This is a genomic window from Sphaerisporangium cinnabarinum, from assembly GCF_055567015.1.
The window spans coordinates 231,678-252,326 of sequence record NZ_JBVHRG010000001.1 but is presented as its reverse complement, the minus strand read 5'-3'; the positions used below and the strand labels follow the sequence as shown (position 1 = coordinate 252,326).

The following is a 20,649-nucleotide window of genomic DNA, read 5'->3' as shown; positions in this document are numbered from 1 at the left end:
AAGTTCTGACATGCCCGGCGTGTCGGGTTGACACGCCTGAAGCACGGTAAGGCCAGTTCCAGGGCACCGCCAGATGGACGACTGTCCAACAACGCTCGGGCGTACCGTCGGGTCATGACCACGGGGACGGGGCACGCCGACCAGGGCTTCCTCGCCGCGACGCTGCCCGTCCGGGACCTCGCGGTCGGGTCCGTCGCAGCCATGCGGGACGCGGCGGCGCGGGCGGGCGGGTTCGACCCCGGACCGGCCCCCGACCCCGAGCGCGTCGCCGCGGCGTTCACGAGCGACCGGCTGCTCCGCGTCGACGGTGCGCCGGTGGACGGGTTCGCGCCGCTGTCCGGCTTCTTCCGCACGGCGGACGGCTGGGTCCGCACGCACGCGAACTACCCGCACCACCGGGTGCGGCTGCTCGCGCTCCTCGACCTGCCCGTCGCGGTCGCGGACGCCCCGTCCCGGGACGACGTCGCGGCGGCGCTCGCCGTGCGGTCGGCCCAGGAGGTCGAGGACCGCGCGGCCACGGTCGGCGCGATCGCGGTGCGCGTGCGCTCGGTGGACGAGTGGCGCGCGTCCGCGCCCGGCCGGGCCGCGGCGTCGGGCCCTCCCGTACGGACCACGGTGCGCGACGACGTCGCTCCCCCGCGCCCGCTCCTCCCGGGGCCCCGGCCGCTCGCCGGCCTCCGCGTCCTGGATCTCACCCGCGTCATCGCCGGGCCCGTCGCGACCCGGACGCTCGCGCTGCTCGGCGCGGACGTCCTGCGCGTCGACCCTCCGGGGCTGCCGGAGATCGAGGTCCAGCACCTCGACACCGGGCAGGGCAAGCGGTCCGCGCTGCTCGACCTCGCGACCCCCGCCGGCCGGGCCCGGGCCCAGGAGCTGCTCGACGCCGCGGACGTCCTGGTGACGGGCTACCGCCCGGGCGCGGTGGAGGGTTTCAGCCTGCGCCTCCCGGCCGGTGCGGTGCACGCGCGCGTCAGCGCGTGGGGCGACGACGGCCCGTGGGCGCCGCGGCGCGGCTTCGACTCGATCGTGCAGGCGGCCAGCGGGATCGCGCTCGTGGAGGGCACGCGGGACGGGACCGCGGGCGACCCGGCACACGACACCGCCGTCGCCGATCCGGGCGCCCTGCCCGCCCAGGCGCTCGACCACGCGACGGGCTACCTCGTGGCCGCGGCCGTCGTGGACGCCCTCGCCGACCGCGCGGCCGACGGACGCGGGCGCGAGGTCGACGGCGCGCTCGCCCGCACCGCGCACGCGCTGCTCTCGGCCCCCCGGCGCGACCCCGCGCACGGGCCGCCGCGGACGCCGGGGGCGCGGTGCGTCGTCGGGCACCGGGTACGCCTCGACGGCCGGGACGTCGAGGTGACGACGACCCGGCCTGCGCTCGACCGCCTCGCAGGCGAGCCCGTCGACGACTACCCGGCCCCGGCCCGGCCGTGGGGCACGGACGCGCCGCGGTGGGCGACGCCGCGCGGCGCGGCGGGAGCCGCCGGCTGAGCGGGTCGCCGGACGTCAGGCGTGGTCGAGGCGGCGCAGGATCGCGCCCTCGCGCAAGGCCCACGGGCAGATCTCGACCTCGTCGACGCCGAGCGCGCGCATCGTCTCGACCGCGACAACCCCGCCCGCGACGATCTGGAACGTGCGCTCCGGCGTGATGCCCGGCAGGGCGGTGCGTCCCTCGGCCGTGATGCGCGCGAGCCGCGGCACCCAGTCCGCGAGCTGCGAGCGCCGCATCCGCCACCGGTCGTCAGGGCCGACCGCCTCCGTCTGCATGCCCGCGAGCCGCGCGAGCGAGCGGAACGTCTTGGACGTCGCGACGACGTGGTCCGGACGCGGGAGGCGGGCGAACCGCGCGACGGCGGGCGCGAGCGTCGCGCGCACGTGCTCGCGCAGCGCCTCGACGTGCTCGGGCGCGGGCGGGTCGTCGGGCAGGAAGGCCATGGTCGTGCGGCCGGCGCCGAGCGGGAGGGACACGGCGAGGTCGGGCTCCTCGTCGACCCCCGACGCGATCTCGAGCGACCCGCCCCCGATGTCGAGGACGAGCAGCCGACCCGCGGCCCAGCCGTGCCAGCGGCGCGCGGCGAGGAAGGTCAGTCGCGACTCGTCCTCGCCGGAGAGCACGTGGACCGGCTGCCCGACGCGCTCGCCGATCGCCGCCAGCACCTCGGGCCCGTTGGTCGCGTCCCGCAGCGCCGACGTCGCCATGGGCAGCATCTCGTCGACGTCCGACTCGCGCGCGAGCGCCATCGCGTCGTCGACGGCGGCGAGCATCGCCGCGACGCCCTCCGGGGACAGCGACCCGTCCGGCCGGAGGTAGCGCATGATGCGCACGACCGTGCGCGCCCCCGCGGCCTGCACGGGACGCGCCGCGTACGCGGCGTCGACGACGGCGAGGTGCACGGTGTTCGAGCCGATGTCGAGGACGCCCAGGCGCGTGGTGGTGCTCACGCGGCGAGCCTAGCGGCGCGGCGCGGGCCGCCGTCGGGCGTGCTGCCCGACGACGGCCCTCGACCGGTGCGCGGCGCGCACCCGCGGTGACCTGCCGGTCAGTCGCAGGCCAGCGCGTCGTAGACCGCGTCGACCGTCGACGTCGTGCCGTCCGCGGCGACCACGGTGACGGTCGCCGTCCCGGCCTCGACGGACGTCGCCCGCGTGGTGAACGACTGGTAGGCGCTCTTGCCCGGCTGCACCTGCCGGACCGTCCGCTCGCCGAACGGCGTCGTGAGTGTCACGTCGACGGGCGCGTCGGCCGTGCTGGTCGCGCGGACCGCGACGAACGCCCGGCCGCCGAGGCAGCGCGCGCTCGCCTCGACCTCGACCGGCGCGGGCGGCACGACGGCGGAGACCGACGGGATGCGGTCGGCCGCCCCCGTGCCCCACGTGAGGCCCGCGCTCGTGTCGGAGAGGTCGAAGTCGAGCGTGCCGCCGTCCTGGAGCGCCGCGACGTCCAGCCACGCGGCGGTGTGCGCGACGCCGTCGACCTCCAGCCCGGCGACGTAGCTCGGGAGCTTCTCGTTCGCGCCCGCCGCGTCGATGCGCAGCGTCGCCCCGGCGTCGGTCGTGACCGTCGCGGCCTGCACCTTGGGCGCGTTGAGCGCGAGGATCCCGGAGCCCGGCATGACGGGCTCGAACCCGAGCGACGCCATGACGTACCAGGCGGCGAGCGTGCCGAGGTCGTCGTTCCCGACGCCGCCGCCCGGGGTGTCCGGGAAGCGGTTGAGGTTCGCGGCGAGGACGTCGTTCGTCTTCCACGGCTGGCCCACGTAGCCGTAGAGCCACGCGTTCATGATCGTCGGCTCGTTGCCCGGGTTGTAGCGGATCGTCGTGTAGTACGAGCTGCCGCCCTTGGCCCACGTGCTCGGCGAGACGCCGGGGTTCGCGGCGAGCGCCGGCTGGTCGAAGTAGTAGTCGAGGCGCTCGACGAAGCCGTCCTCGCCGCCCATGACCTCCTGGAGGCCCGTGACGTCCTGCGGCACCATCCACTGGTACTGCCACGGCACGCCCTCGTGGAAGCCGGAGCGCGTGACGTCGGTCAGCTCGGGCAGCGTGACGAACTCGCCGGTCGGGCGCTTCGCGTTGACCATGCCCTGGAAGCCGCCGGAGAGCGGGACGTCCGGGTTCCACAGGTTCCGCCAGTTGCGGCCCCGGTCGAGGAACGCCTGACCACCCTCGCGGCCGGTCCGCTCGGCCGCGGCGCCGAGGCTCGCGTCGGCGAGCGCGAGCTCGAGCGTCGCGGAGCCGCCGTGGCGGTACTCCTCGAACTGGCCCCCGAGGCCGCCCTCGTTCTCGGGGTAGAACGGCACGTGGCCGTGCTCGGCGTAGAACTCGGTGCTGCGCCGCCCGACGGACGCGACGCCGTCCGGCGGGGTCGTCGTGGCGTTCTCGACGAGGTAGTCCCACAGCTCGTCCGCGATGTCGTCGGGGACGGTGCCGAGCGCGAAGTTCTCCGCGAGCCAGGGCGTGACGGGGTCGCCCGCCATGATGTTGGTCTCCAGCGCGCCGAGCGACCAGCGCGGCAGCCAGCCCCCCTCGACGCGGTGCTGGTACATCGAGCGCACGATGTCCTGCGCGCGCTCGGGCAGCAGGAGCGCGTGCAGCGTCGCCTGCGTGCGGTACGTGTCCCAGAGCGAGAAGTTCTGGTAGTAGTCCCAGCCGTCGGCCTGGTGGACGTCGAGGTCCATGCCCCGGTACCGGCCGTCGACGTCGCTGCCGATCGTCGGCGAGAGCAGCGTCTTGTAGAGCTGGGTGTAGAAGATCCGGCGCTGGGCGGGCGACGCGTCGATCGCGGCACGGCCCAGCTCGGCGTTCCACGCGTCGCGGGCCTCCTCGCGCACGGTGTCGAACGCGACCTGCCCGCCCTCGTCGGTGGCCTCGGCCTCACGGTTGGCGCGCGCGCCGTCGACGCTCACGAACGACACGCCCACGCTCACCTCGACGTCGCGGTCGGTCGTGGTGTCGAAGATCGCGACGGCGCCGTTGTCGCCGCCCGCGACCTCGCTCGTCGTGGAGCCCGCAACGTAGCGCGCGTCGGTCCCCCACGTGCCGCTCGACGCGACCGGGCGGTCGAACGTCGCGCTGAAGAAGTACCGCTGCTCGTCCGGCGTGCCGCCGCAGAAGCCGCCGTTGTCGACCCAGCCCTCGAGCGTGCGGTCGTCGACCCACGTCACCGAGCTCGCGCCGGCGTCGCGCAGCGTCTGGCCCACGTTGAACGACAGGTGGGACGTCGTCGAGGCGGGGAACGTGTAGCGGTGCGCGCCGACGCGCGTGGTCGCGGTGAGCTCGGCGTGCACGTCGTTCGCGAGGGTCACCTCGTAGAACCCGGCCGACGCGTGCTCGGTGCTCTTCTGGTCCTTGATCGCGATGAAGGAGCGTGAGGTGCGCGGGGTCGCGCTCGTGTCCGGCGTGACGAGCAGCTCGCCCGCCGCGGGGCAGCCCGCGCTGTTCACGTGCCGGTGGCTGAAGCCCCACACGCGCCCGGCGTTCGTGCTGTACGACGTCGAGGCGTAGGAGCTCGTGTTGTCCGGGCTGAGCTGGACCATGCCGAACGGCACGGTCGCGCCCGGGTAGGCGTTGCCCTCGCTCTCGGTGCCGACGAACGGGTTGACCTCGAGCGTGAGGTCGTCGCTCGCGGCGGCGGTGACGGTGCCCTCGTCGGCGGGGGCGGCGCCCGCGGCGGCGGGCAGCAGCGTGCCCGGCGCGACGGCGAGCGCGAGCCCCGCGGCGAGCAGGGCGAGTCGTGGTCGTCTCATGCCATGTCCTCTTCGACGTGCGACCGGGCGTCGTCGCCCGGGGCGCCCCGGGGCCGTCGGTCAGGCGCCGCCCGGGCCGCTCGTGGCGGGGCGACGGTGCTCCTGGTCGACGACGGGCGTCCGTCGGCCACCCTCTCCCGGGTATGACTGCGCTGTCAATCGGATGCCCGAGGCAGCGGGTCCGTCGAGCGGACGGAGGTTCAGCGCACGCCGGCGGCCTCGTGGACGAGCGCCTGGGCGTCCGCGACGACCGCGCGCTCCTCGGCCTGCGCCGCGGCGACGGCCTCCGCGCGGGCCGCGACGATCGCGCGGTGCAGGTCGGCGTGCACGCGGCGCCGCACGCCGCGCGCGATCTCGTCGGCCTCGTCCGGCTCCACCGGGTCGCCGTCCGCCTCGCGCAGCGCGACGACGTCGGCCACCTCGAGCGCGACGCGCCGCTCGGCGTCGGCCAGCAGGGCGACCACCGCCGTGTCCGCCGCCCGGCCGAGGCGCGTCTCCTCGAACGCCCGCGTCGCCTCGTCGACGATGGCGCGGGCCTGGGTCACGAGCTCGGACGCGATCGACGGCGAGTGCGCCGCGAGCGTCGCGAGGTCGTACAGGAGCACGCCCTCGACGTCGGCCACGCGCGGGTCGACGTCGCGGTGCAGCGCGAGGTCGAGCACGACCGTGGGGCGCGCGACGGGCTCCTCGCCCGCCCGCACCGCGGCCCGCTCGCGCGCCCGCACCACCGCGGCGGCGTCGAGCACGTGCTCGATCGCCTGCTCCCGCCGCTCGGCACCCGGGCGTGCGGCGTCCGCGGCGAGCGCCCGCCCGCGCGCGCCGCTGCACGACACCACGAGGTCCGCGTCCTCCAGCGCCGCGACGAGGTCCGTCACGGCCTCCACGCCGCGCGCGGCGGCGAACTCCTCGGCGCGGCCGGACTGCGAGTAGACCCGCACGTCGTCGCACCCGAGCGCCCGCAGCGCGGCGAGGCTCGCGCCCGCGTACGACCCGGTGCCGATGAGGACGGCGCGCACCTGCGGCCACGGCGGCAGCTCGGCCGCGGCGAGGTCGAGCCCGAGCGCGACGACGGAGCGACCGGCCCCGCCGAGCGTCGTGTGCGTGCTGACCTTCTTGGACGTGCGCGACGCCGTCTGGAAGAGGAGCTCGAGCGTCGAGGACGTCACGCCGTCGGCGTGCGCGGTCTCCAGCGCCCGCTTGACCTGGCCGGCGATCTCGCGCTCCCCCACGACCATCGAGTCCAGGCCCGACGCGACGGCGAACAGGTGCTCGGCGACCTCGGTCCCGGCGCGCGTGCGGAACGACGCGAGCGCCTCGGCCACCTCCACGCCCGACGCCTCGGCGACCATGCGCGCGACGTGCTCGGTCGCGTGCTGCACGCCGGTGCCGTCGAGGGGGGCGTCCACGTCGAGGTACAGCTCGAACCGGTTGCACGTCGCGAGGACGACCGCACCGGTGATGACGTCGCACGCCGCGACCGCGGAGCCGCCGATCGAGTGCGCCCCGGTGGAGAGTCGTTCCAGGGCGTCGAGGTCCAGCTCGTGGTGGCTGGCCGTGAGGGAGAGAAGAGCCACAGTGCCTCCGATTTAATCATTCCCCCGGGAGAGAGGCAGAATCGGTAGCTGTGATTCCTGTCGCCCTTTCCCCGGGCCATCCCCTGACCGACGGCCGCACGGACCGTTCCCCGCTCGTGCAGGCCTTGCGCGCGGGCACGACCGGAAAGCGCCCGGAAATCACACCCGTGTGGTTCATGCGCCAGGCGGGCCGATCGCTGCCGGAGTACCGCGCCGCGCGCGAGGGCGTGAGCATGCTCGACTCGTGCCTGCGCCCCGACCTCGCCTCGGAGATCACGCTCCAGCCGGTGCGCCGGCACGGCGTGGACGCCGGGATCTTCTTCTCGGACATCGTGGTGCCGCTGCGGCTCGCGGGCGTCGAGGTGGAGATCGCGCCGGGCGTCGGCCCCGTCATGGGCCAGGCGTACCGCACGCCCGACGACGTCGCCCGGCTCGTCGAGAGCGAGCTCACCGAGGACGCGCTCGCCCCGATCCGCGAGGCCGTCGCGCTGACCGTCGACGCGCTCGGCACGACGCCCCTCATCGGGTTCGCCGGTGCGCCGTTCACCCTCGCCGCCTACCTCGTGGAGGGCCGTCCGTCGCGCGACCACCTCGCGGCGCGCGCCCTGCTGCGCGGCGACCCGGAGACGTGGCAGCGCCTCGTGGACTGGGCGGCCGACCTCACCGGCACGTTCCTGCGGACGCAGGTCGAGGCGGGCGCGAGCGCGGCGCAGCTCTTCGACTCGTGGGCCGGCTCGCTCTCGCTCGCGGACTACGCGGCCGGCGCCGCCCCGGCGAGCACGCGCGCACTCACCCACGTCGCGGACCTCGGCGTGCCCGTCGTCCACTTCGGCACGGGCACGGGGCACCTGCTCCCCGCCATGCGCGACGCCGTCACCGCGGCCGGGGTGCAGGACGTCGCCGTGGGCGTCGACTACCGCACGCCGCTCGACGACGCCGCCCGGCTCCTCGCCGACGGCCACGCCCCCGTGCCGGTGCAGGGCAACATCGACCCCGCGCTGCTCGCCGCGCCGTGGGACGTGCTCGAGGCGCACGTCCGGGACGTCGTGCGCCGCGGGCGCACCGCCCCGGGGCACGTGGTCAACCTCGGCCACGGCGTCCCGCCGGACACCGACCCCGACGTCCTGACGCGCGTCGTCGCGCTCGTCCACGCGCTCGCGGACGACGCTCCCGACGCCACCACCGAGGAGGCGACCCGACGGTGAGCACCGAGCCGACGACGCCCCGTCCGTCCGGACCCGCCGCAGCGGACGGGGTCGAGACCGCGGACGCGGTCGTCGTCGGCGCGGGCGTCGCCGGGCTCACCGCCGCGCGGACCCTGCGCGCGCAGGGGCTGCGCGTCGTCGTGCTGGACGCCGCCGAGGTGCCGGGCGGACCGGTCCGCGGCGGGGACCTCCCGGGCCTCGACGGCGTCCGGGTCGACCTCGGTGCCGAGTCGTTCGCGGCGCGCGGCACCGCCGTCGGCGACCTCGTGCGCGAGCTGGGGCTGGACGTCGTCGAGCCGTCGGGCGCGGGCGCGTGGGGCTACGCCGCCGGGCACGCCTACCCCCTGCCGCGCGCGGGCGTCCTCGGGATCCCCGCGGACCCCTGGGCACGGGACGTGCGTCGCGCCGTCGGCCTCGGCGGGGCGCTGCGCGCGAGCCTCGACCGGGTGCTGCCCCGCCGGTTCACCGACCTGCGGACGCTCGAGACGTTCGCACGGTCCCGCATGGGGGCGCGCGTGACCGAGCGGCTCGTCGCGCCGGTCGCCTCCGGCGTGCACTCCGCCCCCCTCGACCGGCTGGACGTCGCCGCGGTCGCGCCGGGGCTGCGCGAGGCGTTCGAGCGCGAGGGGTCGCTCGCGCGCGCCGTCGCGTCGATGCGCGCGCTCGCCCCGGCCGGGTCGGCCGTGCGCGGCATCGACGGTGGCATGCACCGGCTCGTCGAGGGGCTCGCCGCGGGGACCGACGTCCGGCTGCGTCACGAGGTCACGGGCATCTCGCGCGCCCTGGCCCCGGACCGGGGGCCCGCGTCCTGGCTCGTGCGCGCCGAGACCCTGGGCGGGCCGGTCGACCTCGCCGCGCCGCGCCTCGTCGTGACGACCCCGGCGCTCGTCGACGCGCTCGGGCCGCTCGTCGGGACGGCGGCAGACCTCCTGCCCGACCCGGAGCCGGGCGCGGACGTGCGGCTCGTGACGCTCCTGCTGCGCGCTCCCGAGCTCGACGACGCCCCGCGCGGGACCGGCCTGCTCGTCGCCCCGCCGCACCGCGACGCCGGGCGCGCGGCGCCGCCGTCGGACGTCGAGGCCAAGGCCCTCACGCACTCGACCGCCAAGTGGCCCTGGCTGCGCGACCGCGTCCGCGCCGCCGCCGGCCCGGGGCACCACGTGGTGCGCCTCAGCTACGGACGCATCGGCGCGACGACGGAGCCCGACCTCGACCGCGTCGTCGCGGACGCGTCGCGCCTCTTCGGCGTCGACCTGCACGGACGCGTCCTCGGCCACGTCGTCACGCGGTGGAACGGCGCGCTGCCTCCGCCCACGCCCGCGTTCCGGCGCGAGGTCGCGGCGTTCGTCGCGCGCGTGGACGCCGTGCCCGGGCTGGCCGTGACCGGCGGCTGGATCGCCGGGACGGGGCTCGCGTCGATCGTCGGCCACGCCCAGGAATGCGCGCGCGACCTCGCGTCCACGGAGTAAGGGAATCCTTACCGGATTCCGCGTCGGAAATGCCCCGAGAATTCTCCGCGAATTGACCTGACACGTTGTCCGGAAGTTCCTGACCGAGCGTCAGGACCGCGTCACTCCGCGCGCCATTCCCGCGCGGTGACGTGCGCATTTTCGTGGAATGCCGAAGTGGGGAGAGACTGGTTCCGTGAGTCCTGCAGGTACGACGCCCCTCCGCGTGGGCACGCGCGGCAGCGCCCTCGCGACGACCCAGACCGGCCACGTCGCCCGCCGCCTCGAAGAGCTGACCGGCCGCGACGTCGAGATCGTGCGCATCCGCACCGACGGTGACGTGCTCACCGGCTCGCTCGCCCAGATGGGCGGGACGGGCGTCTTCGTGACCGCGCTCCGCGAGGCGCTGCTCGACGGTCGGTGCGACGTCGCGGTGCACTCCCTCAAGGACCTCCCGACCGAGCCCGCACCGGGCCTCACCGTCGTCACGCCCGAGCGCGAGAACCCGCGCGACGTCCTGTGCGCGCGCGACGGCCTGACCATCACGACGCTCCGGCGCGGCGCGCGCGTGGGCACCGGGTCGCCGCGGCGCGCCGCGCAGCTCCGGTCCGTCCGCCCCGACCTCGACGTCGTCGACATCCGCGGCAACGTCGACACGCGCCTCGCGCGGGCGCTCGGCGAGGAGGCGGACCTCGACGCCGTCGTGCTCGCGTACGCGGGGCTCGCCCGCCTCGGCCGGCTCGAGGCCGTGTCCGAGGTGATCGACACCGCGATCATGGCGCCCGCCGCCGGGCAGGGCGCGCTCGCCGTCGAGGTGCGCACGTCGTCGCTCGACGACCCGGTCCTCGCCCGCGCCCTGCACGACCTCGACCACGAGCCCACGCGCCTCGCCGTGCTCGCCGAGCGCGCGCTCCTCGGCCGGCTCGAGGCCGGGTGCGCGGCCCCCGTCGGCGCGCACGCCGTCGTGGAGGACGGCGACGTGGCGCTGACCGCCGTCGTCGCGCGGGTCGACGGCGCCGAGCAGCTCACGCACTCCGCGCGCGCCACGCTCCCCCCGAGCACCGGGTCGCTCGCCGCCGCCGCGACCGCCCGGGACGACGTCGCGCGCGGGCTGGGTGCCCGCGTCGCCGACGCGCTCCTCGCCGACGGCGCCGCGCGCCTCGCGCCGCTGCGCGAGACCGGGGCGGGCACCCCTGTGCTCGACGCCCCGGCCGCAGAGGCCCCGGCGACCGACCGCTCCGTCGAGGCTGCCCGCGAGCAGCTCCGCGACGGCGGCTACCGCGGCGCGGCGGAATGAGCCCCGGACCGCTGCGCGACCCGTCGCGGGGACCCGCGCCCGTGGTGCCCCCGCTCCCGGCGCGCGGCACGGCGGACGCCGTGGAGCCGGTGGACTCCGTGGAGACGGTGGACGCCGTGGAGACGGTGGACGCCGTGGACGTGGACCGTCGGGCCGACGCGCTCGCCGGTCGGACCGTCCTGGTCCCGCGCGCACCCGAGCGCGCCGCGGGCCTCGCGGCGACGCTCCGCGACGCGGGCGCCCACGTCGTCGTCAGCCCGGCGATCGAGCGCGCGGCCGTCGAGGACACCGCGCCCGTCGACCGCGCCCTCGCCCGCCTGGTCCACGGCGACTTCGCGTGGGTCGTCGTGACGAGCGTCAACGCGATCGACGAGCTCGTCGCGAGCGCCGCCCGTCAGGGCCTCGACCTCGGCGACGCCGCGCGCCAGGCCCGCTGGGCCGCCGTCGGGCCTGCGACGCGCCGCGCCCTGGAGGCGGTCGGCGTCACCGTCGAGCTCGAGCCCGACGAGAACTCCGCCCGCGGCCTCGTCGCCGCGTTCGCGACCCTCCCCCCGCCGGACCATGCCTCTACCCCGGCGGACCAGGGCTCTACCTCGCGAGGTAGAGGTGTGGTCCTGCTGCCGCAGGGGGACCTCGCCGCGCCGACGATGCACGACGGCCTGCGCGACCTCGGGTACGTCCCGCACGTCGTCACCGTCTACCGCACCGTCACGCACACGCTCGCGCCGGACGTCGTCGCGGCGTGGCGCGCGGGCGCGGTGGACGCCGTCGTGCTCACCTCGGGGAGCGTCGCGCGCGAGGTCGCGCGTCAGCTCGGCCCGCGCGACGACGTCGTGGGCGTCGCGATCGGCGACCCGACCGCCCGGGCCGCGCGCGACGTCGGGCTGCGGCTCGACGCCGTCGCGGAGCGCCCGACCGACGCCGCGCTGGCCGCCGCGCTCGTCGGCGCGCTCGCCGCCACCCGCACCACCGCCGGCTCCGCCGCCCTGCCCGACGACCCGGCCGCTCCCCCGGCCGCCGGCACGACCGGCGTCGACCCGACCCCCGAAGGAGACCCCTCGTGACCCACCAGCTCCCCGTCGGGCACCACCGGCCGCGCCGCCTGCGCACGAGCCCGCGCGTGCGTCGGCTCGTCAGCGAGACGCGCGTGCACGCGTCCGACCTCGTGCTCCCCCTGTTCGTCAAGGAGGGTCTCGACGCCCCGCGCCCCATCTCGTCGATGCCGGGCGTCGTGCAGCACACCGAGGCGACGCTCGCGGACGCCGTGCGCGACGCCGCGCGCGCCGGGGTCGGCGGCGTCATGCTCTTCGGCATCCCCGCCGAGCGCGACGCGACCGGCACGCAGGCGGACGCCGAGGACGGCATCCTGCAGCGCGGCATCCGGATCGCGGTCGAGGCGGCGCGCGAGGACGCGGTCGGCGGGCCGGTCGTCATGGCGGACACGTGCCTCGACGAGTTCACCGACCACGGGCACTGCGGCGTGCTGGCCGAGGGACGCGACGGGGGCGTCGTCGTCGACAACGACGCGACGCTCGACCGCTACGCCTCGACGGCCGTCGCGCAGGCGCGGGCGGGCGCGGACGTCGTCGCGCCGTCGGGCATGATGGACGGCCAGGTCGCGGTGATCCGCGAGGCGCTCGACGGCGCCGGGTTCGACGACGTCGGCATCCTCGCGTACTCCGCGAAGTACGCGAGCGCGTTCTACGGGCCGTTCCGCGAGGCCGTGGACTCGGCCCTCCAGGGTGACCGGCGCACGTACCAGATGGACGCGGGCAACGCCCGCGAGGGCCTGCGCGAGGCCGACCTCGACCTCGCCGAGGGCGCGGACCTGGTCATGGTGAAGCCTGCCGGGTCGTACCTCGACGTCCTCGCGGCGGTCGCGGAGATGTCGCCGGTGCCGGTCGCGGCCTACCAGGTGTCGGGCGAGTACGCGATGATCGAGGCCGCCGCCGCGAACGGCTGGATCGACCGGCGGGGCGCGATCACGGAGTCGGTGCTGGGCATCAAGCGTGCCGGCGCGGACGTGATCCTCACGTACTGGGCGACGGAGCTCGCGGGCTGGCTGGACGAGAACGACGGAAGGACGCGGGCATGACGGACACGGGCGGTTTCGGGACGGCAGGGGCCGTGCAGGCGGAGAACGCCGCGCTGTTCGGCGCACCGGGCGCGGGCGGCGCGGACAACCACGCCGCGTTCGTACGCGCGCAGGGCGTGCTCCCGGGCGGCGTGAGCTCGCCCGTGCGCGCCTACGGGTCCGTGGGTGGCGACCCGCGGTTCCTCGCGTCGGCGCGCGGCCCGTACGTGACCGACGTCGCGGGGCGCGAGTACGTCGACCTCGTGTGCTCGTGGGGTCCCGCCCTGCTCGGGCACGCGCACCCCGACGTCGTCGCCGCGGTCCAGGAGGCGGCGGCCCGCGGGCTGTCGTTCGGCGCGCCGACGCTCGGCGAGGTCGAGCTCGGCGAGGAGATCCGCCGCCGGGTCCCCGCCGCGGAGCACGTGCGCCTCGTGTCCACGGGCACCGAGGCCACGATGACCGCGATCCGCCTCGCGCGCGGCGTGACCGGGCGCGACGTCGTCGTGAAGTTCGCCGGCTGCTACCACGGGCACGTGGACGCGCTGCTCGCGGAGGCCGGGTCCGGCGTCGCGACGCTCGCCCTGCCCGGCTCGGCCGGGGTCACCGAGGCGACGGCGGCCGAGACGCTCGTGCTCCCGTACAACGACCTCGCGGCCGTCGAGGCGGCGTTCGCGGAGCGTGGCTCCGAGATCGCGGCCGTCATCACGGAGGCGTCGCCCGCGAACATGGGCGTCGTCCCGCCCGCGGAGGGCTTCAACGAGGGCCTGCGCCGCATCACCGCGGCGCACGGCGCGCTGCTGGTCCTCGACGAGGTGCTCACGGGCTTCCGCGTCGGGCCGAGCGGCTGGTGGGGCCTCGAGAACGCGGTGCTGCGCAGCCAGGGCGCGGACGGCTGGACGCCCGACCTGTTCACGTTCGGCAAGGTCGTGGGCGGCGGGATGCCCGTCGCCGCGGTCGGCGGGCCGGCGAGCGTGATGGACCAGCTCGCGCCGCTCGGCCCCGTCTACCAGGCGGGGACGCTCTCGGGGAACCCCGTCGCGGTCGCGGCGGGCCTGGCGACGCTGCGGCTCGCCGACGACGCGGTGTACGCGCGCGTCGACGAGGTCGCGGGCGTGCTGTCGTCGGCGGTCGGCTCCGCGCTCGACGCGGCGGGCGTGCCGCACCGCGTGCAGCGCGCGGGCTCGCTCTTCTCCGTGATGTTCGGCGAGCTCGCCGCGACCGCGGGCGTGCGCGACTACGCGCAGGCCCAGGCGCAGGAGACGTTCCGGTACCGCGCGTTCTTCCACGCGATGCTCGACGCGGGCGTGAGCCTGCCGCCGTCGGTGTTCGAGGCGTGGTTCGTCTCGGCCGCCCACGACGACACCGCCGTCGCCCGCATCCTCGACGCGTTCCCCGCCGCCGCCCGCGCGGCCGCGGAGGCCCGCCCCGCCTGAAGGCGTCTGGCCGGAGCGGCCCTCCCGCCGAGCACGGGGTTGCTGGCGTTCTGACGCTCAGGACGACAGCAACCCCGTGGTCGGCGGGGGTCAGTACGTGCCGGGGGTTGCCGCGCGTCCGGCCCGTCGGCCGAGCGAGCGGATCTGGACGCCGAACGCGATGAGCATGACGCCCCAGACGATCGCGAAGAGCGCGAGCAGCCACACGATCGACACCAGGCCGGCGTTGACGTTGAACAGCACGAGCAGGCCGAACACGATGCCGAGCAGGCCGGCGACGACGCCCCAGCCCCACCCGCTGCCGGGGACCTTGCGCAGGTCGAGGCTCGCGACCGTCTGGAACAGGCCGTAGACCACGGCCCAGAACCCGATGATCCAGGTGAGCACGATCGCCGTCTTGCCCGGCCACACGAGCAGCACGACGCCGACCGCGAGGCTCAGGACGCCCATCGTCACGAGCAGCGCGGTGCCGCTCCCCGTGCCGCGGCGTCGGACGCCCTCGACGATCTCGACGATGCCGTCGACGACGGCGAAGATGCCGATCACCCAGATGACGACGGCCGCCGTCTTGTCCGGCCACGCGAGCGCGATGATGCCGAAGAGGATGGCGAGCACGCCGCGGATCACCGGCCAGTACCAGACCTGCTTCGCGGTGCGCGAGAAGGCGGTGAGGATCGGGTCCTGGATCGTCATGGGTCACTCCCCTGCCGCGGTGACGGGTCGGCTCCCGACGGCCTGGGCCCGGGCGCCTCCCGCTTCGCCTCCATGGAACACCCGGCGGTGCCGCGTGTCGCGGCGAACCGCGCGTCTCGCCCGTACCGGGTGACCCGGCAGCAGGCCGGGTCGCGCCGCTCAGGCGCGGGCGGGGTGCGGTGCGAGGGTCGGCGCGGGCGAGCGACGCCGTCGGCCTCTCCAGACGACGAGCGCCGCGAGCGCGAGCACGCCGGCGAACGCGAGGACGGGCCCGGCGAAGAACGGGCCGATCCGCTTCTCGGCGACCACGGCGTACGTCGGGGTGTGGGCGACGTCCGCGGCTGCGGGCGCGAAGGCGAAGTCGGAGACGATCTGGGTCGCCGGCTCGGTGAACACCTGCTCGTGGGCCGTGACGAAGCCGCCGCCCGCGAGGAGCGCGGAGAGCTCCTGCGACGTGACGTCCGCCGGGTCGAGGCGCCCGGCGAACCGCACGGTCGGCTCCTGCGCCTCGGCGGTCGGGTCGACGCGGTCGACGCGGTGGTCGGCCAGGACGTACGTGCGCGTGCTCTGGGTGTCCTCCGCCGCGGCGGACATGCGCATGGGGTAGACGAGCGAGCCGCTCGGGAACGTGACCCGGAGCGGCTGGAGCGTGCCGTCGAACGCGGCGGCCTCCTCGGGCGCGAGCCGGGCGGCGACGAACGACCAGCCCTCCCCGACGTAGGGGGCGAGCGCCGTCCGGATCGTCTCGGGGAGCTGGAACCCGCGCTCGGTGAGCCACGTGTCGAGCGCGCCCGTGTCGGTCGCGCCGAGCGTCGTGACGTCGAGCGGCCCGAGCCGGACCTCGTCGAGCACCGTGACGCCCGCGCCCGCGACGGCGTCGGCCCCGCTCCCGAAGCCGAGCTCGGGCCACCATCGGGTGTCGGAGACGACGGCGCGCGGCCGGGTGAGCTCGTCGAGCTCGCGGAACACCTGCGGGTCGGCGAGCGCGACCTCCGCCGGTGCGGGCGTGGGCAGCAGCAGGCCGACCTCGGGCGCGTTCGACAGCGTGGCGAGCTCGACGAGCATCGTCTCGGTGGTCCCGTCCCACTGGAGGACCGCGGTCTCGTGCGAGACCGACGTGTCGTACGCGGGCCCGTCGACGAACCCGCCGCACGCGCACGCGCCCGCGGGCGGCGCCGCGACCAGCCCGGCGCCCGCGAGCGCGACCGACATCACCGTCACGCGCAGCGCGTGTCGTGCTCCGGCTCCCCTGCCCATGCTTCGGAGGGTAGGGGCGGGGTCACCGCACCGCGCGGCGTGCGCCGAATCGTGATGCCGCCGTGACGGCGTCGTGACCCGGCCGTCAGCCGACGGCGGCGCTCACGCCGAGGTGCACGACGACGCCCAGCACGAGGGCCCAGGCCGCGACGGCCACGACGCCCCACGTGAAGACGCGGGCGCGCGGTGCGCCGAACCCGACCATCGCCGCGGCGGTGACGTGGCTCGGCAGGAGCAGCGGCCCGAGGAGGCTGACGCCGGGCACGCCGTAGCGGTCGAAGACCTGCCGCATCCGCTGGCGCTTGGGCGAGCTCTCGACGGTGCGTCCGCGCGTGATCCCGGAGCGGGCCGCGCTGATGAGCCAGACGACCGCGGCGAGCGCGATCGCGTTGCCGACGATCGCGACCGGGATCGCGACGAACGGGTTGACGCCGGCCACGACCCCCAGGACCGCGGCACCCTCGGCCTCGACGTACGGGATCGCGCCTGCGAGCAGGACGCCGACCCAGCGCAGGAACGGGGGAAGGCTCTGCGTGAGCTCCTGGAGCCCGGTGACGATGTCGGTCATGATGCGCCTCTCGTGTGGTGGTGCCTCCAGCCTCGCGGCGTCGGGGCGCCTGCGGCAGTGCGGCCCGTCACCGGTCGGGGTGGAGTCCTCACGCGCCGGGCATGACACGTGTCATGCGCGGGGAGGCGCGGGAGAGGCCTCCTGACACATACCTCACCGGGGTATGATGGGGCGTACCCTGACGGGGTATCACCGCCGCACCACCGAGGCGGCGGGCGCGCTACCGCGTCCTGGACGAGGAGGAGAGCATGACCGACACGACCGAGGCGACGGCCGTCGAGCAGGAGCAGGCGGTCCACACCGGTCCGCACGGCTACGCGTCCGACAAGGAGGCGTACCTCAAGCGCATGCGCCGCATCGAGGGCCAGGTGCGCGGCATCGCCCGCATGATCGACGAGGACGTCTACTGCATCGACATCCTCACGCAGGTCTCGGCCGTCACCAAGGCGCTCCAGGCCGTGAGCATCGGCCTCGTCGAGGACCACCTGGGCCACTGCGTCGTGGACGCGGCCCGCCAGTCCGAGACGGAGGGCGCGGCGAAGGTCAAGGAGGCCGCCGACGCCATCGCCCGCCTCGTCCGCAGCTGACCACCCCACCACCCGAGGAGCACCATGAGCACCGTCACGACCCTGGGCGTCACCGGCATGACCTGCGGCAACTGCGTCGCCCACGTCACGAAGGACCTCGAGGCCGTCGCCGGCGTCGAGAACGTGAGCGTCGAGCTCCGCGTCGGCAGCGCCTCCGAGGTCACGGTCTTCTCCGACGACCCGCTCGACGAGGCCGCGCTGCGCGAGGCCGTCGACGAGGCCGGCTACACGGTCGAGTCGGTCGAGGTCCAGCAGGACGCGCTCGCCGCCCAGTACGCCGAGCAGGCGGCCGACAAGCAGGAGGCGCACGACTGCGCGTGCGGCTGCGGCACCGAGCCCGCCGCGGACGCCGCCCCCGCCACGAAGACGTACGACCTCCAGGTCCCGCCCCGCGCCTGACCGTCCCGGTCCGCACCTCCCGGTGCCCGACGGCGGGACGCGCCTCGACCGCACGAGGCCGCGACCGTCGTCGGGCACCCCGGGTCCCGGTCGCCACCGCGATCCGACCCCGCGCGCACCAGCAGCGCCGCGCACGCCGCGACGGCCACCACGCCGGACCACCGCGGCGACCTCGCCCCGCACCCCGTCGAGGAGCCCCACCGATGACCGCACAGCCCGCGCCCACGTCGATCGCCGCACCCGGCGGAGCCGCGGAGGCCCGGCCCGTCGCCGAGGTCGACCTCGCGATCGGCGGCATGACGTGCGCGTCGTGCGTCGCGCGCGTCGAGAAGCGGCTCAACCGCGTCGAGGGCGTCACGGCGACGGTCAACCTGCCGCTCGAGACCGCGCACGTCGTCCTCGCGGCCGACGTCACCGACGCCGACCTCGTCGACGCCGTCGAGAAGGCCGGCTACACGGCCCGCGTCACCACCCGCCGCGCAACCGCCACCACCGTCGAGAGCACTCCCCCGGCGGACCAGGGCGAGACGACCGCCGAGGCGGCGGCGCGGCCGGAGGAGGCGGAGGCGGGCCCGAGCACCTCCGGCGACCCCGCCACCGAGCCCGCCCGCGCCCCCGGGGCTGACCGGGCCACCGCCGCACCCGACGACGGCGCCGCCCCGACCGACCGCGGCGTCGTGCTGGCGCAGCGCCTGCGCGTCGCGGCGGTGCTCACCGTGCCGGTCGTCGCGCTGTCGATGGTCCCGGCGCTGCAGTTCACCGGCTGGCAGTGGGTCGTCGCGGCGCTCGCGCTGCCCGTCGTCACCTGGGCCGCGTGGCCGTTCCACACGGCGGCGTTCCGCGCGGCCCGGCACGGCGCGTCGACGATGGACACGCTCGTGTCGCTCGGCGTGGTCGCGGCGACGCTCTGGTCGCTGTGGGCACTGCTGCTGGGCGGCGCGGGCGAGCTCGGGATGCGCATGGAGCCGACGCTCGTCCCGTCGCGCGGCCACGCGGGCGCCACCCCCGAGCTCTACTTCGAGGTCGCGGCGGTCGTCACGACGTTCCTCCTCGCGGGGCGGTACGCCGAGCACCGCTCGAAGCGGCGCGCGGGCGACGCGCTGCGGTCGCTGCTCGAGCTCGGCGCGAAGGACGCGGAGCGCGTGCTGCTCGCCCCCGACGGCACCCCGCGCACCGGGCCCGACGGCGCGCACGTCACCGAGCGCGTGCCCGCCGCCGACCTCGCCGTCGGGGACGTGTTCCTCGTGCGACCGGGCGACAAGGTCGCGACGGACGGTGTCGTGCTCGAGGGGTCGAGCGCCGTCGACACGTCGCTGCTCACGGGCGAGCCGGTGCCGGTCGACGTCGGCCCGGGCGACGCCGTGACCGGCGCGACGGTGAACGCGGCGGGTGCGCTCCTGGTGCGGGCGACGCGCGTCGGCGAGGAGACGACGCTCGCGCAGATCGGCCGGCTCGTCAGCCAGGCGCAGACGGGCAAGGCCCCGGTGCAGCGGCTCGCGGACCGCATCTCCGCGGTGTTCGTGCCCGTCGTGCTCGTGCTCGCGGTCGGCACCCTGGCCGCGTGGCTCCTCGCCGGCGCGGGGACGCAGCTCGCGTTCACCGCCGCGGTCGCGGTCCTCATCATCGCGTGCCCGTGCGCGCTGGGGCTCGCGACGCCCACGGCCCTGCTCGTCGGCACGGGCCGGGGCGCGCAGCTCGGCGTGCTCATCAAGGGACCGGAGATCCTCGAGTCGACGCGCCGCGTCGACACGGTCGTGCTCGACAAGACGGGCACGGTCACCCAGGGCACGATGGCGCTCGAGGCGGTCGTGACGCCGTCGGGCCCCGCACCGCTCGACCGGCTCGTGGCCGACGACCCGGCGGCCGCGGGCGCGCGCGACGCCCTGCGCCACGCGGGCGCGGTGGAGGCCCTCAGCGAGCACCCGATCGCGCGCGCGATCACCGCGGCGGCACGCGACCTGCCCGCGGGCGCCCCGGCGTCGGACGACGGCCCCACGGTCGGGGCCGACGGCGTCGTGGTGGGCTCGCTCCAGGCGTTCGACTTCCGCAGCGCCCCGGGCGGCGGGGTCGAGGCCGTCGTCCGGACCGCGCACTCGGGCCTCTCGCTGGGTGCCGACGGCGCGGGGCTCAGCGCGCGCCGGGTGCTCGTCGGGCAGCCGGCGTGGCTCGCGCGCGAGGGCGTGACGCCCGACGCGGCGCTCGACGAGGCGTTCACGACGGCCGAGGCGTCGGGGGCGAGCGCCGTCGTCGTCGCGTGGGACGGCCGGGCGCGCGCGGTGCTCGTGCTGCGCGACCCGGTGAAGCCCACGTCGGCCGAGGCGGTGCGCGAGCTCCGGGAGCTCGGTCTGCGGCCCTACCTGCTCACGGGCGACGGAGAGGGCGCGGCCCTCGAGGCGGCGCGCGCCGTCGGCATCGCGGAGGCGGACGTCGTCGCGCGCGTCCTTCCCGACGAGAAGGTCGACGTCGTCGCCCGGCTCCAGCGCGAGGGGCGCGTCGTCGCGATGGTCGGGGACGGTGTGAACGACGCCGCCGCGCTCGCGACGGCCGACCTCGGGCTCGCGATGGGGACCGGCACCGACGTCGCGATCGAGGCGAGCGACCTCACGCTCGTCCGCGGGGACCTGCGCAGCGCGGCGACCGCGATCCGGCTGTCGCGCCGGACGCTGCGCGTCATCCAGCAGAACCTCTTCTGGGCCTTCGCGTACAACGTCGCGGCGATCCCGCTCGCGGCGGCCGGCCTGCTCAACCCGATGATCGCGGGCGCGGCGATGGCCGCGAGCTCGGTGCTCGTCGTCGGCAACTCCCTCCGCCTCCGCCGAGCGGCCTGAAACCCCGCGCCCACCCCGGACCGACACCCGCCGAGCACGG

Annotated in this window: 16 protein-coding genes; 10 read left to right on the top strand and 6 right to left on the bottom strand. The window is 76.4% G+C overall.

What is annotated here, in order from left to right:
• The first annotated feature begins 114 nt into the window (after nucleotides 1-114).
• Nucleotides 115-1,494, top strand: a complete 1,380-nt coding sequence (locus ACZ4MO_RS01110) for a CoA transferase (RefSeq protein ID WP_175008751.1) — start codon at nucleotides 115-117, stop codon at nucleotides 1,492-1,494.
• Between the two features lie 15 nt (nucleotides 1,495-1,509).
• On the opposite strand, the gene ACZ4MO_RS01105 is transcribed toward ACZ4MO_RS01110, so the two are convergent.
• The 3 genes from ACZ4MO_RS01105 to ACZ4MO_RS01095 all read right to left on the bottom strand — a co-directional run bounded on the left by ACZ4MO_RS01105 (nucleotide 1,510) and on the right by ACZ4MO_RS01095 (nucleotide 6,820).
• Complete coding sequence (locus ACZ4MO_RS01105; protein WP_255437166.1) at nucleotides 1,510-2,445, bottom strand: Ppx/GppA phosphatase family protein; 936 nt, start codon at nucleotides 2,443-2,445, stop codon at nucleotides 1,510-1,512.
• 98 nt (nucleotides 2,446-2,543) lie between these two features.
• Complete coding sequence (locus tag ACZ4MO_RS01100) at nucleotides 2,544-5,246, bottom strand: GH92 family glycosyl hydrolase (RefSeq protein ID WP_175008752.1); 2,703 nt, start codon at nucleotides 5,244-5,246, stop codon at nucleotides 2,544-2,546.
• A gap of 200 nt (nucleotides 5,247-5,446) precedes the next feature.
• Complete coding sequence (locus ACZ4MO_RS01095; RefSeq protein ID WP_074804863.1) at nucleotides 5,447-6,820, bottom strand: glutamyl-tRNA reductase; 1,374 nt, start codon at nucleotides 6,818-6,820, stop codon at nucleotides 5,447-5,449.
• Nucleotides 6,821-6,996: 176 nt separating this feature from the next.
• Here ACZ4MO_RS01095 and hemE point away from each other — a divergent pair, with 176 nt between their 5' ends.
• The 6 genes from hemE (at nucleotide 6,997) to hemL (ending at nucleotide 14,277) form a co-directional block, all read left to right on the top strand.
• Entirely contained in the window at nucleotides 6,997-8,025 is a 1,029-nt protein-coding gene (gene hemE, locus ACZ4MO_RS01090) for a uroporphyrinogen decarboxylase (protein ID WP_499278594.1), read from the top strand.
• Entirely contained in the window at nucleotides 8,022-9,494 is a 1,473-nt protein-coding gene (locus ACZ4MO_RS01085; protein ID WP_175008754.1) for an FAD-dependent oxidoreductase, read from the top strand. The genes hemE and ACZ4MO_RS01085 overlap by 4 nt, the downstream gene beginning before the upstream one ends.
• A 175-nt stretch (nucleotides 9,495-9,669) precedes the next feature.
• A complete protein-coding gene (gene hemC, locus ACZ4MO_RS01080) occupies nucleotides 9,670-10,770 on the top strand; it encodes a hydroxymethylbilane synthase (protein ID WP_499278576.1) in 1,101 nt (366 codons plus the stop codon).
• A complete protein-coding gene (locus ACZ4MO_RS01075; protein WP_175008756.1) occupies nucleotides 10,767-11,834 on the top strand; it encodes a uroporphyrinogen-III synthase in 1,068 nt (355 codons plus the stop codon). The genes hemC and ACZ4MO_RS01075 overlap by 4 nt, the downstream gene beginning before the upstream one ends.
• Nucleotides 11,831-12,865, top strand: coding sequence for a porphobilinogen synthase (gene hemB / locus ACZ4MO_RS01070; protein ID WP_175008757.1), 1,035 nt, complete (start codon nucleotides 11,831-11,833; stop codon nucleotides 12,863-12,865). The genes ACZ4MO_RS01075 and hemB overlap by 4 nt, the downstream gene beginning before the upstream one ends.
• The gene (gene hemL / locus ACZ4MO_RS01065; RefSeq protein WP_175008758.1) at nucleotides 12,862-14,277 is read left to right on the top strand and encodes a glutamate-1-semialdehyde 2,1-aminomutase; all 1,416 of its coding nucleotides are present in this window, start codon (nucleotides 12,862-12,864) and stop codon (nucleotides 14,275-14,277) included. The genes hemB and hemL overlap by 4 nt, the downstream gene beginning before the upstream one ends.
• 90 nt (nucleotides 14,278-14,367) lie before the next feature.
• Here hemL and ACZ4MO_RS01060 read toward each other — a convergent pair whose 3' ends face one another.
• The 3 genes from ACZ4MO_RS01060 to ACZ4MO_RS01050 all read right to left on the bottom strand — a co-directional run bounded on the left by ACZ4MO_RS01060 (nucleotide 14,368) and on the right by ACZ4MO_RS01050 (nucleotide 16,795).
• Nucleotides 14,368-14,970, bottom strand: a complete 603-nt coding sequence (locus ACZ4MO_RS01060) for a DUF308 domain-containing protein (RefSeq protein WP_175008759.1) — start codon at nucleotides 14,968-14,970, stop codon at nucleotides 14,368-14,370.
• A gap of 159 nt (nucleotides 14,971-15,129) precedes the next feature.
• On the bottom strand, nucleotides 15,130-16,227 hold the full coding sequence (locus ACZ4MO_RS01055) for a DUF2330 domain-containing protein (RefSeq protein ID WP_175008760.1): 1,098 nt from the start codon (nucleotides 16,225-16,227) through the stop codon (nucleotides 15,130-15,132).
• Between the two features lie 85 nt (nucleotides 16,228-16,312).
• Nucleotides 16,313-16,795: a hypothetical protein gene (locus tag ACZ4MO_RS01050; RefSeq protein WP_074804843.1), complete on the bottom strand. Its 483-nt coding sequence runs from the start codon at nucleotides 16,793-16,795 to the stop codon at nucleotides 16,313-16,315.
• A gap of 248 nt (nucleotides 16,796-17,043) precedes the next feature.
• Between ACZ4MO_RS01050 and ACZ4MO_RS01045 the strand changes: the two genes are divergently transcribed.
• The 3 genes from ACZ4MO_RS01045 (at nucleotide 17,044) to ACZ4MO_RS01035 (ending at nucleotide 20,609) form a co-directional block, all read left to right on the top strand.
• Nucleotides 17,044-17,382 (top strand): metal-sensitive transcriptional regulator, encoded by a 339-nt coding sequence (locus ACZ4MO_RS01045; RefSeq protein WP_034654885.1) that lies wholly within the window; start codon nucleotides 17,044-17,046, stop codon nucleotides 17,380-17,382.
• Nucleotides 17,383-17,406: 24 nt separating this feature from the next.
• Nucleotides 17,407-17,781 carry a cation transporter gene (locus ACZ4MO_RS01040; RefSeq protein ID WP_175008761.1) on the top strand — a complete coding sequence of 125 codons (375 nt, stop codon included), beginning with the start codon at nucleotides 17,407-17,409 and terminating at the stop codon, nucleotides 17,779-17,781.
• Between the two features lie 203 nt (nucleotides 17,782-17,984).
• Nucleotides 17,985-20,609: a heavy metal translocating P-type ATPase gene (locus tag ACZ4MO_RS01035; RefSeq protein WP_175008762.1), complete on the top strand. Its 2,625-nt coding sequence runs from the start codon at nucleotides 17,985-17,987 to the stop codon at nucleotides 20,607-20,609.
• The last annotated feature ends 40 nt before the right edge of the window (nucleotides 20,610-20,649 follow it).